Genomic DNA, 12,309 nt, shown 5'->3' on the forward strand with positions numbered 1-12,309 from the left:
ATGGTCGTCGATGAACACGTACAGTGCCGTCAGAAGGGTGTCCAGGTTCGTCTTCACAAACCAACCAACGGGCACCCTTCGTCATGGTCGCGGCCGGCCCAGACATCGGACTCATTCATCTAGGGGTCAGCGGGCGGCGGAGGCGGCCTCACCAATGGCGGGGTACTCCTGCGTCAGCTGCCCATACAGCGGCGATTCCCTGATCTGGCGCCGGACGAAGGTGACGATCGGCTTCGCCGCCCGGTAGGCGCTGGGCCCCTTCTCCCTCTTCTCGAACGGCATGCCGCCCATGCTGCCGACGCCGCGTCCCAGCCGCATCATGGCCTGCACCGCCCGGCGGGCGCGGGCCAGGCGCCGCCGCTCGTCCTCGTCGGGGAGGATGAACTCGGCGAGTTCGGGGATCGTGACGTAGACGCCGGGCTTGCGGCAGATCAGCCAGGCGACGGCGAGCAGCTCCGTTTCCTGCAGCCCCTCCATCCAGGTCCGGAGCATCGGGGCGTTCCACTGCTGGATGAACCAGCCGCCGTTGTGGTTCCAAACGGTGCGGCCCGGCACCTGGTAGTTCCGGACGCCCTGGGACTGTCCGATCTCGCGGCCGTAGGCCGTGCGGACCGCCGCCATGGCCTCCTCGAAGGTGCTCTCGGTGGTGTCGATGACGAGCTTCATAAGCGGCCTCCCCGCGCCTGGGCGACGTCTTCCGTCACGGTAGCGAGCGCGCGGTGCCAGGCACTGCTCAACCGGGAAAGCACGGCGCTGGCCGCGTGCGACGCACGCGGCCAGCGTCTGCCCGGACCTGTTGGACCCAATACCCCTGACAGGGGCGTCCGGGCCGCCAGTGCGGCCATCGCCGTCACGAGGCACTGGGATGAGGCTTGCGGCGCTCGGTTGAGGGGAGGCCCGCCTCAACCGCCAGTGGGCGGTTGCCGGTTGGCGTAGTAGTAGAGGGCGAGGTCGTCCGGGTGGTGGACGCGTTCCTCGGTGCCGCCGATCTCTTTGAGGATGAGGTGGGTCTTGTCGAGCGGGTGCTGGGTGATGAGCCAGGGGTTGTTCTCGCTCTCCTGCCAGACCTGGGCCCACACCTTGTCTCCGACGCGGACTTCGCCGCCGTCCTTCGTGCGGAATTTCGATGCCATGGACCGTACGTACCCTCATTCCACGCACCCGGACCGCCAGGCCTGCTGCGAGCGCAACCCTCTGATCGGAATCGGCCTGTAGCCCGTTCGGGCGACTTCGGGAGTAGGGTTCCTCCCCCGCAGTCCCGAGCTGACCCGTGGAGGAGAAGCGTGAGCGGAGAGCATCTGATCACCGACGACGAGACGCAGAGCATCGCCGAGGGCTTCCTCGCCGCCTCCCCCTGGCTGGGCAACGTGGAGTGGAGCCGCACCGTGGTCGGCCGGCACGCCGAATACCTCGCGGGCTTCGACGGCAAGATCCCCGAGGACACGGAACTCACAGACGATCAGCGGTGGTCGTGGACCGTGTCGTTCTCCGACCCCGCTGGCACGAAGCGTGGCCTCAGCCACGAGGGCGTTCTCAAGGGACTGATGCGCATCGTTTACGGCGAACTCGAAGGCTCGGGCGGCTTCCAGGCCCTGGCCATCCGGCAGTGGTTCACCGAGCCTACGGAGGCCCGACGGGGCCTCGCTCTGTCCGTGCCCGACAAGTCGCTGATCTGCCAGCACGCCCTGTACGAGAAGACCGTCTTCCCCACGGGCGAGGCCGAGGCGATCTTCGGGAAGAAGATGGACTTCTTCTCCGACCAGCGTCCTGGTGCCGCTTCGATCGAGGACTGATCTTCCAATCAGCCGCGGACAGCAGTAGGCCCGTTGGACCCAACAGGTCCAACGGGCCTACTGCTGTCCCTCGCCGTTGGGATCGCTCAGTCCCGGAGCCACGCCTGGCCGGGCGCCGTGCGAGGGCCACGCCAGTTCGGGAGGCTGTAGCGGGTGACCAGCGTCCACGCGGTGCGGGTGGCGTCTTCGATCCAGGCATAGCCGGCGGCCGGGATGCCGTGGGCACCGGTGAGGCTCTTGGTGATCACTTCCTCGGTGATGTGCCCATTGCCGCGGCCAAGGTATTTGAGGACGTAGACCGCCAAGTAGTCGATGTCTTTCGGGTAGGCCCGGCCGGTGAGGACCACGCGGAGGCGGTGGCCGATCTTCGAGCCGATGTTGAAGGATCCGTCGCCCCAGAAGTCCGTCTCCTCCGGGTCCGGGAGCATGTCGATCAGGTCGATGAGGTGGGCAAGGTCGGCGTCGTCAGCCGGGGTGATGATGTTGGGCACTCGTGTTCCCCTCCGAAGTGTCGGCCGCTCTGGGCCGACCATGGTCCAGTTCCTTTCCACCTCACAGCCGGGGAATCCCGCACACCAGTGCCCCAGGGCCCCGGCAACTCGTCCCCGCGGATGTCCGGTGGCACGGGCGGTTACTTGGCCCCCGGGGAGGATCGGAACGCCCAGTAGCGGGAGCGGTCAGCTGCCAGTGACCTGGTTTGGGACGCGGCCGGTGGCGCGGAGCTCCTGCAGGTCGGGGATGTGGTTGTAGAGGGTGCCGGGGCTCACGCCGAGGATCTTGGCGATCGAGGTGATCGAGTTCTCGGGGTTGGGGAGCATGTCGCGGGCGGCTCGGATGATCTCGGCGGTGGCGACGGTGGGCCGGCCGCCGACCCGGCCACGGGCGCGGGCCGCGTCCAGACCCTCGCGGGTGCCGGAGACGATCAGCTCGCGAATGAACTCGGCGAGCGCGGCGAAGACGTGGAAGACGAGTCGGCCGCCGGGGGTGGTGGTGTCCAGGCGCTCGTGCAGCGAGCAGAAGTCCCCGGCGGCGCACGCGGCGGTGATGGCGGCGGCTGCGACGTTGGAGATCGCGGACACTGCGACCTTGGACCGTGAGGCTGATCTGCCGGTGCCGGCGGGGTTGCTCGTGTTGCCGGAGCCGGTGGTGCTGGCGAACAGGGTGGGTGTGCTGTCGGACATTGCGGCGTTCGGCTGGACGCCGATCCGGATGTTCAACGGGTGGCCGCCGGTCGAGGGCGGGTTGCCGGGGGTGCGGGTGACGCAGTTCATGGACCGGGACGGACCGGTGCAGCCTGAGGAGTGGCGTCTGGCGGTCTCTGTGGCGCGCTCGGCGGGGACGCCGATGCCGATGCTCGTGCCGGACGGGATGGAGGGGATGGTCGGCGACGGGAGGTTCGCGCAGCTGTCGACCGAGGAGTTGCACGAGCAGTCCGTGAGGATCCAGGAGGTCCAGCACGCGCTGCGGCATCACGCGCAGGAGCGCCGCCAGGTCCAGGAGGTCGGTGAGTGGTCCAGCGGTGAGGTGGTCGAGGACGTGACGCAGGATTTCGTGCGGCGGTACATGTTCGCGTTCTGGCGGCTGGCCGCGCAGAAGTCCACCCAGGTGTCCTTGCATCGGGAGGGGGCAGGTTGGGAGCCGGCTGGGCGGCCCTCGCCGGGCAGCCGGCCGCGCGATGTGCGGGTCGTGCAGCTCGCGGCTCGGCCGGCTGGTGGCAGCGATGATGACGGTGGCGCGGCCAGGGCGTACCGGCACCGGTTTCCGGTGCGCATGCACAAGGTCCGCCAGTGGTATCCGAGCCAGGGCGTTCACAAGATCATTTGGCGCGGCCCCTACATCAAGGGCCCTGCAGACGCCCCGCTGTTGGTCACCGAGAAGGCGTTCGTGCTGACCCAGCCCTGAACTATGCGGTGCCGGGTATCCACGTTGGCGTCGCCGGGGTCTGCTCGCCTCGTGACCGGCCGGTCGAAGCCCACCGCACCACCCACGGCCCGCACGTCTGGGCCGCGCCACTGCTGCTGCGCGGGCCCACCGATAGGCCATCACGACGCTGGCTGGCCTCGGCGACGAGCGGGCCCTGCCCGGCGTGCTGGCCGCGCTCGGCACCAGCGTCAACGACTGGCGCGCCGTGCGGGCCGCCCGCCACCTCCCGCAGGCCGCCGAGGAAACCGCGCCCAGACTGATCCGGCGCCTGGCCGACGCGGACTTCTCCTCGCCCTGGGGATCCGCCACCGCCTGATCGCCGCCCTCAACCAGCTCGGCGACCCGCCCGCCGCCCACCGCCCCCGCGCTCACCACGGCCCTGGGCACCGCTGTCGAGCGGGGGCACTGGTGCACAGCCGCGGTGGGGTCCTACGCGAGCTAGGCTCCTTCGGAGGCGCAGCCGCATCCGTGCTGGAGACGATCCGAGCTCTCGCCGATGCCGAGGATCCGGACCTGCGCATCGCGGTAGTGAAGGCCCTCTGGGAGATTGAGAGCGATCGGACCGACGCCGTGCTGCGCCTGACCGCCCAGCTCGGCGCCGTCAGCGGCCGCGACACCGCCGACGTCCTCGGCCGGATCGGGGCGCCGGCGGCCGCCGCACTGACCCGCGAGGACATGACCGTCTGCCGGTCGTCCTCCTGCCATCCCTCCAGCACCGCTCTGCCGGCTCCGCCCGCCTCGCTCACCGCCGGAACTCCACCGGTGGGAAAGATCCTCATGGCCATCGACCCCTTGTACCCGCTGTACGAGCTCGCCGCCGACCGAGGATCTCGGCAGTAGCATCTGAGTATTTGTACGGATGCGGAGCAGGCCTCGCTCGTCTAGGGTTCCGCGGGGGTTGAGTTCAGGTATCCGTTTTCGGGGAGGGGAAGCCCACGTGGCTGACAACACCACGGGCAAAGTTGTGATCAAGCCGGCGGACCTACGGGCGTCCGCAGGGATCGCGAAGACGTTGGGGGAGGAGTTCGGCACGCCCGTCCAGAACGCGGTGGACACCAGTGCCACCGTCTCCGGGCAGCTGACCGGCTGGTCGATCGCGGGCGGACTCGCGCAGTTGGGTACCGGCTGGGCCAAGCCGCTCGGTGATCTGCAGCAGCGCCTGGCGAACACCGCGACCAACCTGAACGCCAACGCGGCCGCCCACGAGCACAACGACCAGGCCGTCGCCGGCGCCTGGGCCGTCGCACCGCAGGGGGCCAAGTGACCAGCGCGTATGAGCTCCTGGTGAAGTTCGACCCGCACGGGCTGCACGACGCGGCGAAGACCTGGACGGCGCTCGGCCGCGCCGCGGAGAGCACCGGCCAGCGGCACCGCAGCCAGGTGGACGGTCCGCTGGTCGGCAACTGGGAGGGCGAGGACGCGAAGGCCGCGCTGGCGTTCCTGGCGAAGACGGAACAGCACCTGAACGTCGTCAAGATGGAGGCGGACACCGCGGCTTTGGTGCTGAACACCGTCGCTGACCGGATGTACCAGGCGCAGACCAACCTCACCAACGCCGTGAACCGTGCGGTGGACGCCGGCCTGGACGTGTCCGCCGACGGCGTCGTCAGCCTCCCGCCCGAGGGCAAGGGGGAGCACAACGACCCGGAGGCGCAGAAGGCGCGCCAGCAGCTCGGGTCGGAGGTGAAAAGCTTCCAGGAGCGGATCAACACCGCTCTGAAGGACGCCCAGGCGGCAAGTGACCAGGGCAATACGGCGTTGGGCCGGCTCAGCTCGAACGCCCTCGACCCGGCCAAGGTGAACGGTGCGCTGGCAGGGGCCAAGAACGCGGCCGCCGCCGCGATGCAGGACCTCGGACTGGTCGACCCCTACATCCCGGACGGCAAGGACCCGGAGAAGTCCGCCGCGTGGTGGAAGGGGCTCACCCCCGAGCAGCAGGACGCCTACCTGGCCCTGCACCCCGATCAGATCGGCCGCCTCGACGGGCTTCCCACGACCGTCCGGGACGAGGCCAACCGGCTCGTGCTCGACGAGAAGCTGGACGCCTACCGAAGCGGGAAGCCCGGCGACTTCGGTATCGACGAGGACGAGTACAAGTCGCGGATCAACGCCATGGAGGAGATCAGGAGGAAGCTGGCGGCGTCCGACGGAAACCCAGAGAACCACCGGATGTTTCTGCTGGGAATCGATCCGGAGGCGCACAACGGCCGGGCCATCGTCTCGACGGGGAACCCCGACAAGTCGCAGCACACGGCGGTCTTCGTGCCGGGCACCGGAACGGTGTTCGCCGGGGTGCCGGGGCAGATGGACCACATCCGGCGCCTCCAGAAGGCGGCCGAGGACGAAACGGACGGTGGTGCGAACGTCGCCGTCGTCTCGTGGCTCGGCTATGAGACGCCGAACTGGCTGGACGGCACCGTCGCCGAAACCGACCGGGGAGATGCCGGGGCACCGCTTCTACGCAACTTCACCAAGGGGCTGCGGGTGGCCGAGGGCGACAACGGCCTGTGTTCGCACCTGACCCTGATGGGCCACAGCTACGGGACCTACGTGGTGGGCGCGGCCGCGCGCGATGGCGGTGCGAACGTCGACGACATCATCGCGCTCGGCAGCCCGGGGATGGGAGTGGACAAGGCGTCCGAGCTCAACATCGACCCCGGGCACGTCTGGGTCGGCACGGCCAAGGACGACTTCATCCAGACGTTCACCGGCACCGTGTTCGGCGAGGGCCCCCAGAACGGGGTCTTCGGCGGCCAGCGCATCGAGATCGACACCAGCGGACACGGCGGCTACTGGGACAGGGCGAGCCAAAGCCTCGACAACCAGGGGCGGATCATCGCGGGCCGGCCACCGACGCTCGCCCCCAAGCCTCCACGCTGACCCCACGACCAGTCCGACCGACCGCCGACTCAGGAGCACCATGACTGCCAGCGCGCCCCGCACCACCAGGCGGATCATCGCTACCGCGCTCCTGCTCGCGGCACTCGGCGGATGCTCATCCGCTGCCGACAGGAGTGACACACCACCCGTGAAGTCCAAGGCCGACGCCCAGACCTGGGCCCAGCAGATCACCGAGCACATGGCCCGAACCGCCGGGATCGAGACCGACCCGTCGACGATCTCCGCGCTCTTCACCCCGTGCACCGGCAGGAACGGGGAGACCGCCGCCGATGAGCGGTACGTCCTGATGTACAGCGTCAAGAGCTCGGTTCCACGCGCCCAGCACCCCGAGGCGGTCAGGAAGATCCGCGACATGCTGGCCGGCGAAGGACTGACGGTGAAGGGCTACCGCGAGTCCGTGGACGGCAAGCCGGATGCGCTCGTCGACACCTACCACCCCACCAGCTGGTACTCCGCCACGGCGTCCACCTCGGGTACCGGGGACCGCATGTACCTGAGAGTAACCACTCCCTGCCTGCTTCCGCCCTCCGAGGAGCCGTCCCCTACGTCTACGTCCTGACGCTTGCTTCCTCAGCGCTCCGCCGAGCGCGATTCGGCCCTACGGCCTGAGCGGTTCCCTCGACGCCGCGGCGACGACCGGGAGCTCTGCCCGTGGACGTCGGGTGTGAGGGGGCGCGCTCTACACCAAGACGAGCCGGTCTGCGGCGCTTCCACACCGCAGACCGGCTCGGCAAGCGGGTCTCGACCGCTGCGGTAGGCAACGTCGCCGATTGGACCGGGGCCGCGCTCCTCGGGAAGGCGGTCCAGGGCACCTCGTACACAACAAGAGGACCCCAGCCTGATGCCTCCTACCCCGGCGGCAACTTTGCGCTGACCCGGGAACAGCCGGCCCGACCCAGCTTCCGCCTCCGCGGCGACCGCACCACCGTCGGGTATTGGCGGGAACAACTTCCGGGTCGACACCTCTGGGCGCAGGGGGTACTGGGATGCCGGTAGCAGGAGTCTCGACAACCAGAACCGCGTCATCGTCGGGAAGCGGCCGACCACGGTTCCCAAGGAGCACGACAGCCCACTGCTTCCCCTCTAACCACTCGAGCCGGGCCGGCCCCGGCCCGGCTGCCCTGATCCTCATCCTGCCCCGGCCGCAAGGATTCCCACTGTGTCGTTCCCCCTTCCCCGGCTCGTCGTACGCCGTCCCCGATCCCGACGCCTGGGGGCTGCCGCGCTCTGCCTGCCCCTGATCCTCGGAGGATGCATGTCCACCTCCGGTCCCAACGACCCGCTCCCCGTCAAGGCCCGGCAGGACGCCCAGGATTGGGCCAAACACATGACCGAGTACATGGCGCAGACAGCCGCAGTCATCCTCGACTCTGGCAGTGCCGAACCGATCTTCAGCGAATGTATCGGCAAACACGACGAGGTTCGGGAGGACGGCCGGTACAAGCTGTCATACGCGGCCTACAGCTCCGCCCCGCTCGAACAGCATCCCGAGGTCGTCCGTAAGGTCCGGTCGATGCTGGAGCAACAGGGCTTCAAGATCGACGGCTACCGGGAGACGACCAACGGCAAGGTGGATACGGTCCTCGACGCGTCCCAGACATCGAGCCGGTATCTGGTCACGGTCCAGACCACAACGGGAGGACTACTCCTCTTTCGAGTCAACACCCCCTGCCTGATGCCCCCCACGACGGGGGCTCCGAGCTGACACGGCCTTGCTACGTGGGGAGTGAGGGGCCGCTCAGGACCACGGTTCTTGATGGAGCCTGCGTGCTCCTCGCCCCCCACCGGCTCCGATCAGCGGGCCGAGCAGCACCAGACGCTCGAGCGGCCCGGGGCGCCGGTCCGCACCCGCGACGACGCGAGCGCCGGCTACCACCGCGCACTCGCCAAGATCCGCCGCACCAGCCTGGTCCTCGACCCGGCCATCGCCGCCGCCCTCGGCACCTCCCCGATCGGCGACCTGACCGCCGTCGCCGAGGTCATCACCACCTACCGCCACCGCCTCGACCTGCGCACCATCCCCGAGGCCATGGCCTCCCTCGCCGCGCCCATCGGCGGCCAGCAGTGGACCCCCGCCGCCGAGACCTTCGCCCGGCTCCGCGCCGCCGGCGGCGACCGGTGACCGACCAGCCCGAACAGCCGGCCCCGCTGCACGTCTTCCTCTCCGACGCCGCCGAGCACGCCCTCGCCGCGCTGCGCCCCGGCGAGCTGGACGCGGTCGAGAAGCTCGTCGAGCGCCTGGCGGTCTTCCCCCGGCTTGGCATCCCGGTCCCCGGCGGCACAGACCCCGGGGTCGACGACTACACCGCCCACACCGACCCGGCCCCCGACTCCGGCAACCGCATCAGCGTCGTATACAGGGTGCACGAGACGATGAAGTTCGTGTTCGTGACCTGGGTCATCGCCGGACCGTGACGCCGGGCCGACACCACCATGCCGGCGGCCTGACCTCCGCCTCCGTATGACGGGAGAGCAGGACACCAGCGCGCGAACCCCGCATCTGATTTGGATTCCGCCTCCAACTCTCGTGGGAACAGTCATCATTGGGTGCAGGGAGGTGGCGATGGGCTTCGAGTAAGACTGCTGGTGCTGCGGGGCGACGAACACGATTTTCGGCGAGTCGAAGGGCTTCCTCACCGTCTACTACGAGCTGCCGCTGCGGTGGACCTGCTACTGGTGCGACGAAGTCAACATCACCCCCGGCGACTGAGCCAGCAGCTCCGTTGTCAGTACCTGCGCCGGACGGTCTGGTTGCACCTGATGACCGGGTCGTTGACCTCCCCGCCCGCCTGGTCACTCAGATCCGGCATATCCTCGCGCTCTGACCTGTCGCAGCCCTGGCTGCCGTCTGGCACCATGCCAAGGACGGTGACCAGGGCCTCTTCTATCCGGTGGCGGTGATGGCGGCGGCGGGGGCGCCGATGGTGGTCCAGCCGGTGTCGTGGCCGTCCCACCGGGAGATGGTGAGGCCGTCGGTCGACAGCCGGTAGACGGTGCGGTCGTCGACGGCGAGGTCGGTGCCGGCTTCGCCGATGGCGGTCCAGGCCATGGGGGTGCCGTTGTACCTGAGGATCTGGCCGGTGGCAGGGTCGATGGCGAACAGGCCGGCCCCGCCAGCGTAGAGCCTGGCGGCGGGGCCGCCGATGCGCTGCCACTGGCCGGGGGTGCCGGTCCACCTGCAGATCTCGGAACGGTCGGGGGCGAGGCTGTAGAGGTGGTCATTGTCGACGGCGTAGTCGGCGCCCGGGCCGCCGACCGGCGTCCAGTCGGCGGGAGTGGTGCCGGTGCCGTTGTAGCGGTTGATGCCGCCGGTGGCGGGATCGGTGGCGAACAGGCCGGCCCCACCGGCGTAGAGCTTGAGGGCAGCGCTGCCGATGACCGTCCAGCCGCTGCCGGATTCCCAGCGCAGGACGGCGGCACCGTCCTCCTTGATGGCGTAGAGGTGGTTGCCGCCGACGGCGAACTGGCGTCCCGGGGTGCCGATCTTCGACCAGTGCCCGGGGGTGCCGTCGTAGCGGTACAGATCGCCGGTGCCCGGGTCGGTGAGGAACAGTCCGGCTGGCCCGGAGAGGAGGTCACGGGCGGCCGGGCCGATGTCGGTCCAGGTGGTGCCCGTGCCGCTCCAGGCGCGTACGTGCTGGTGGTCGGTGCTGACGGCGAACAGGCTGGCGGAAGTGGGGTTCGCGGGCAGCGATTGCCGGGACGTCGACGGTGGGGGGTCGGCGCCGGGGGCGCTGTTGTTCGGGGGGAGGCTGGCGGGCGCGGGGGAGTAGGCGTCGTCGCGGTGGTCCGAGGGGGCGGCGGCGCGCGAGCCGGAGTGCGGGTCGTGGGTGAGGTAGGTGCCGGCCGCCAGTACCGCCAGGGCGGCGCCCAGGGCCAGAGCCAGATTGCGGATGCGGGAAGGGCCCGGACGGGGAGTCGAAGCGGCACCCGCGGCAGGGGGGCGGTCCGTGCGTTCGAGGATGATGCCCGGGACTATCCGGTGCTCGCTACTCTTCCGTCCTCCGGCGGACAGAAGAGCGTCGGCCAGCAGGGTGACCGAGGCCCGGCGGGTGTCCAGTTCGGTATGGAGGCGCGCCAGGACCTCAGCCGAGGAGTCGCGGGGCGCGGGAAGCGCTGGGTCCGTCGCGGAACCGGGTCCGTCGTGGTCGTGGCCGGGCGGGGCGAGCGGCTCGGCCAGTGCCTGCCGGGCCTCGGCCTGGTGGCGTTGGAGCAGGCCGAGCTCCCCGCGCGCGGCCCTCAGGAGGTGGCCGGGATCGGGCGCCTCCTCGGCCGGACCGTGTCTGGGCGCTGTGCTGCTCGCGGCTGTGCCGGCCGTGCCGAGCCCGGCCACGAGCTGGGCGATGAGCCGCTCCAGGGTCTTGATCAGCCCCGCGACCTCGTCGAGGTCCTTCTTGCCCTGCTTCCTGGCCGCGGCGTCCGACCGTGGGGCGGCGGCCGCGTCGGCGGCCGCCCTGTGAAGTTCGCGCGCCTTCGTGAACATCGCCGCCTGAGCGGTGGCGTCGCGAGGGAAGCGATCCCGGACGACCCTCAGCAGCAGGGCCAGGGGGATGAGCTTCTCGCCGGACCGGTACTGGCCCCACACGCTCTTGCTGGACTTGTAGTCACCGGACCTGTAGCGGTCCTGGAGCTCCCTGAGCGTGACGCCCTTGGTCAGGACCGTCAGGAACTCCGCGAGGGCCTTCGCCTCGTCGCTGCGGTCCTTCGGCGGTTCTGCCGACCTGCCCGGCTGTGCCATCGCTCCCCCTCGGCGTCCGTACCCGTCCGCGCTTGTCCGCGCTTGTCCGTGGCGTTTCATGCCGCTGACCTGCGGAAACGCCTCGACATGCCTTACGGACAATCAGATCAGGTTCCAGTGTGGTGTTCCACCGCTTCCGGGAACTTGCCGTAGCGGACCGGACACTCCCGTACGGGCGACAGCCGGTACGGGGCACCGACCAGGAGGAACCGCAGTGAACCACCACCCGAACGACACCGCCGGCCCGACGCCGGCCAGCCCGATCCACACCGCCCGATCCCGCCGCCCCCGGGCCCGCCGACGGCCGCTGACGGCGCTGCTGCGCACCGGCTGCCTCGCCGCAGCCGCCGCGCTCCTCCTCGGCGTCCCCGCCGAAGCTGCACCGCCCGCCGCCCCGAAGGCCGCTGCCGTGCCCGCGCCCGTCCCCGTGTCCATGAGCTCCATCGTGTCCGCCGAACGGGACGCCTACGCCCTGGCCGCCGACCACTCCGCCGTCTACCGCTGGTCGGACGGCTCGCAGAAGTGGACCAGGATCGGCGGCCCGGCTGAGAAGCTGTTCGCCGGCGGTGCGGGCCTGTTCGCCGTCGACCCGAAGACCGGCAACCTGAACAAGTACGGCGGCAAGCCGGGGGACTGGGTGAAGGTGGGCGGTCCGGGCCGCACGTTCGCGGTCACCAACGACCGCCTGTATGGCCTGGCCCCCGACGGCGGCTCCGTCCGCGAGTGGACGGGGCGCGGCACCGACTGGCGCACCGTCGGTACCACCCCTGCCGCCCAGCTCTACGCCGGCGGTGCGGGCCTGTTCGCCGTCGACCCGAAGACCGGCAACCTGAACAAGTACGGCGGCAAGCCGGGGAGCTGGGTGAAGGTGGGCGGTCCGGGCCGCACGTTCGCGGTCACCAACGACCGCCTGTATGGCCTGGCCCCCGACGGCGGCTCCGTCCGCGAGTGGAC

Annotated in this window: 16 protein-coding genes; 11 read left to right on the forward strand and 5 right to left on the reverse strand. The window is 70.1% G+C overall.

Annotated elements, in window-relative coordinates:
- Nucleotides 1-126: 126 nt before the first annotated feature.
- Nucleotides 127-666, reverse strand: coding sequence for a hypothetical protein (locus ACZ3YL_RS41840; RefSeq protein WP_465663042.1), 540 nt, complete (start codon nt 664-666; stop codon nt 127-129).
- Nucleotides 667-902: 236 nt separating this feature from the next.
- Nucleotides 903-1,133 (reverse strand): hypothetical protein, encoded by a 231-nt coding sequence (locus tag ACZ3YL_RS41845; RefSeq protein ID WP_465663044.1) that lies wholly within the window; start codon nt 1,131-1,133, stop codon nt 903-905.
- Nucleotides 1,134-1,283: 150 nt separating this feature from the next.
- On the opposite strand from ACZ3YL_RS41845, the gene ACZ3YL_RS41850 reads away from it, so the two are divergent.
- Nucleotides 1,284-1,793 (forward strand): hypothetical protein, encoded by a 510-nt coding sequence (locus tag ACZ3YL_RS41850; protein ID WP_465663046.1) that lies wholly within the window; start codon nt 1,284-1,286, stop codon nt 1,791-1,793.
- Between the two features lie 86 nt (nt 1,794-1,879).
- Here the strand turns inward: ACZ3YL_RS41850 and ACZ3YL_RS41855 are convergent, their stop codons facing one another.
- Both ACZ3YL_RS41855 and ACZ3YL_RS41860 read right to left on the reverse strand, forming a co-directional pair.
- A complete protein-coding gene (locus ACZ3YL_RS41855) occupies nt 1,880-2,284 on the reverse strand; it encodes a hypothetical protein (protein WP_465663048.1) in 405 nt (134 codons plus the stop codon).
- Nucleotides 2,285-2,470: 186 nt separating this feature from the next.
- The gene (locus tag ACZ3YL_RS41860; protein WP_465663050.1) at nt 2,471-2,872 is read right to left on the reverse strand and encodes a recombinase family protein; all 402 of its coding nucleotides are present in this window, start codon (nt 2,870-2,872) and stop codon (nt 2,471-2,473) included.
- A gap of 7 nt (nt 2,873-2,879) precedes the next feature.
- Between ACZ3YL_RS41860 and ACZ3YL_RS41865 the strand changes: the two genes are divergently transcribed.
- From ACZ3YL_RS41865 to ACZ3YL_RS41905, 9 genes are all read left to right on the forward strand, one after another.
- Nucleotides 2,880-3,695 (forward strand): hypothetical protein, encoded by an 816-nt coding sequence (locus tag ACZ3YL_RS41865; RefSeq protein ID WP_465663052.1) that lies wholly within the window; start codon nt 2,880-2,882, stop codon nt 3,693-3,695.
- Between the two features lie 184 nt (nt 3,696-3,879).
- A complete protein-coding gene (locus tag ACZ3YL_RS41870) occupies nt 3,880-4,032 on the forward strand; it encodes a hypothetical protein (protein WP_465663054.1) in 153 nt (50 codons plus the stop codon).
- A gap of 152 nt (nt 4,033-4,184) precedes the next feature.
- Nucleotides 4,185-4,556, forward strand: coding sequence for a hypothetical protein (locus ACZ3YL_RS41875; RefSeq protein ID WP_465663056.1), 372 nt, complete (start codon nt 4,185-4,187; stop codon nt 4,554-4,556).
- Between the two features lie 97 nt (nt 4,557-4,653).
- Nucleotides 4,654-4,980: a hypothetical protein gene (locus tag ACZ3YL_RS41880; RefSeq protein WP_465663058.1), complete on the forward strand. Its 327-nt coding sequence runs from the start codon at nt 4,654-4,656 to the stop codon at nt 4,978-4,980.
- On the forward strand, nt 4,977-6,596 hold the full coding sequence (locus ACZ3YL_RS41885; RefSeq protein ID WP_465663060.1) for an alpha/beta hydrolase: 1,620 nt from the start codon (nt 4,977-4,979) through the stop codon (nt 6,594-6,596). The genes ACZ3YL_RS41880 and ACZ3YL_RS41885 overlap by 4 nt, the downstream gene beginning before the upstream one ends.
- Nucleotides 6,597-6,744: 148 nt before the next feature.
- A complete protein-coding gene (locus ACZ3YL_RS41890; protein WP_465663062.1) occupies nt 6,745-7,176 on the forward strand; it encodes a hypothetical protein in 432 nt (143 codons plus the stop codon).
- A 696-nt stretch (nt 7,177-7,872) separates the two neighbouring features.
- On the forward strand, nt 7,873-8,322 hold the full coding sequence (locus ACZ3YL_RS41895; protein WP_465663064.1) for a hypothetical protein: 450 nt from the start codon (nt 7,873-7,875) through the stop codon (nt 8,320-8,322).
- Between the two features lie 48 nt (nt 8,323-8,370).
- On the forward strand, nt 8,371-8,739 hold the full coding sequence (locus ACZ3YL_RS41900) for a hypothetical protein (protein ID WP_465663066.1): 369 nt from the start codon (nt 8,371-8,373) through the stop codon (nt 8,737-8,739).
- The gene (locus ACZ3YL_RS41905; RefSeq protein WP_465663068.1) at nt 8,736-9,032 is read left to right on the forward strand and encodes a hypothetical protein; all 297 of its coding nucleotides are present in this window, start codon (nt 8,736-8,738) and stop codon (nt 9,030-9,032) included. The genes ACZ3YL_RS41900 and ACZ3YL_RS41905 overlap by 4 nt, the downstream gene beginning before the upstream one ends.
- Before the next feature lie 469 nt (nt 9,033-9,501).
- Here the strand turns inward: ACZ3YL_RS41905 and ACZ3YL_RS41910 are convergent, their stop codons facing one another.
- A complete protein-coding gene (locus tag ACZ3YL_RS41910) occupies nt 9,502-11,355 on the reverse strand; it encodes a hypothetical protein (RefSeq protein WP_465663070.1) in 1,854 nt (617 codons plus the stop codon).
- A 214-nt stretch (nt 11,356-11,569) separates the two neighbouring features.
- Between ACZ3YL_RS41910 and ACZ3YL_RS41915 the strand changes: the two genes are divergently transcribed.
- Nucleotides 11,570-12,309: hypothetical protein (locus ACZ3YL_RS41915; RefSeq protein ID WP_465663072.1), on the forward strand; the 740-nt coding region annotated here is incomplete at its 3' end.

The organism is Kitasatospora sp. NPDC023176 (assembly GCF_055560495.1).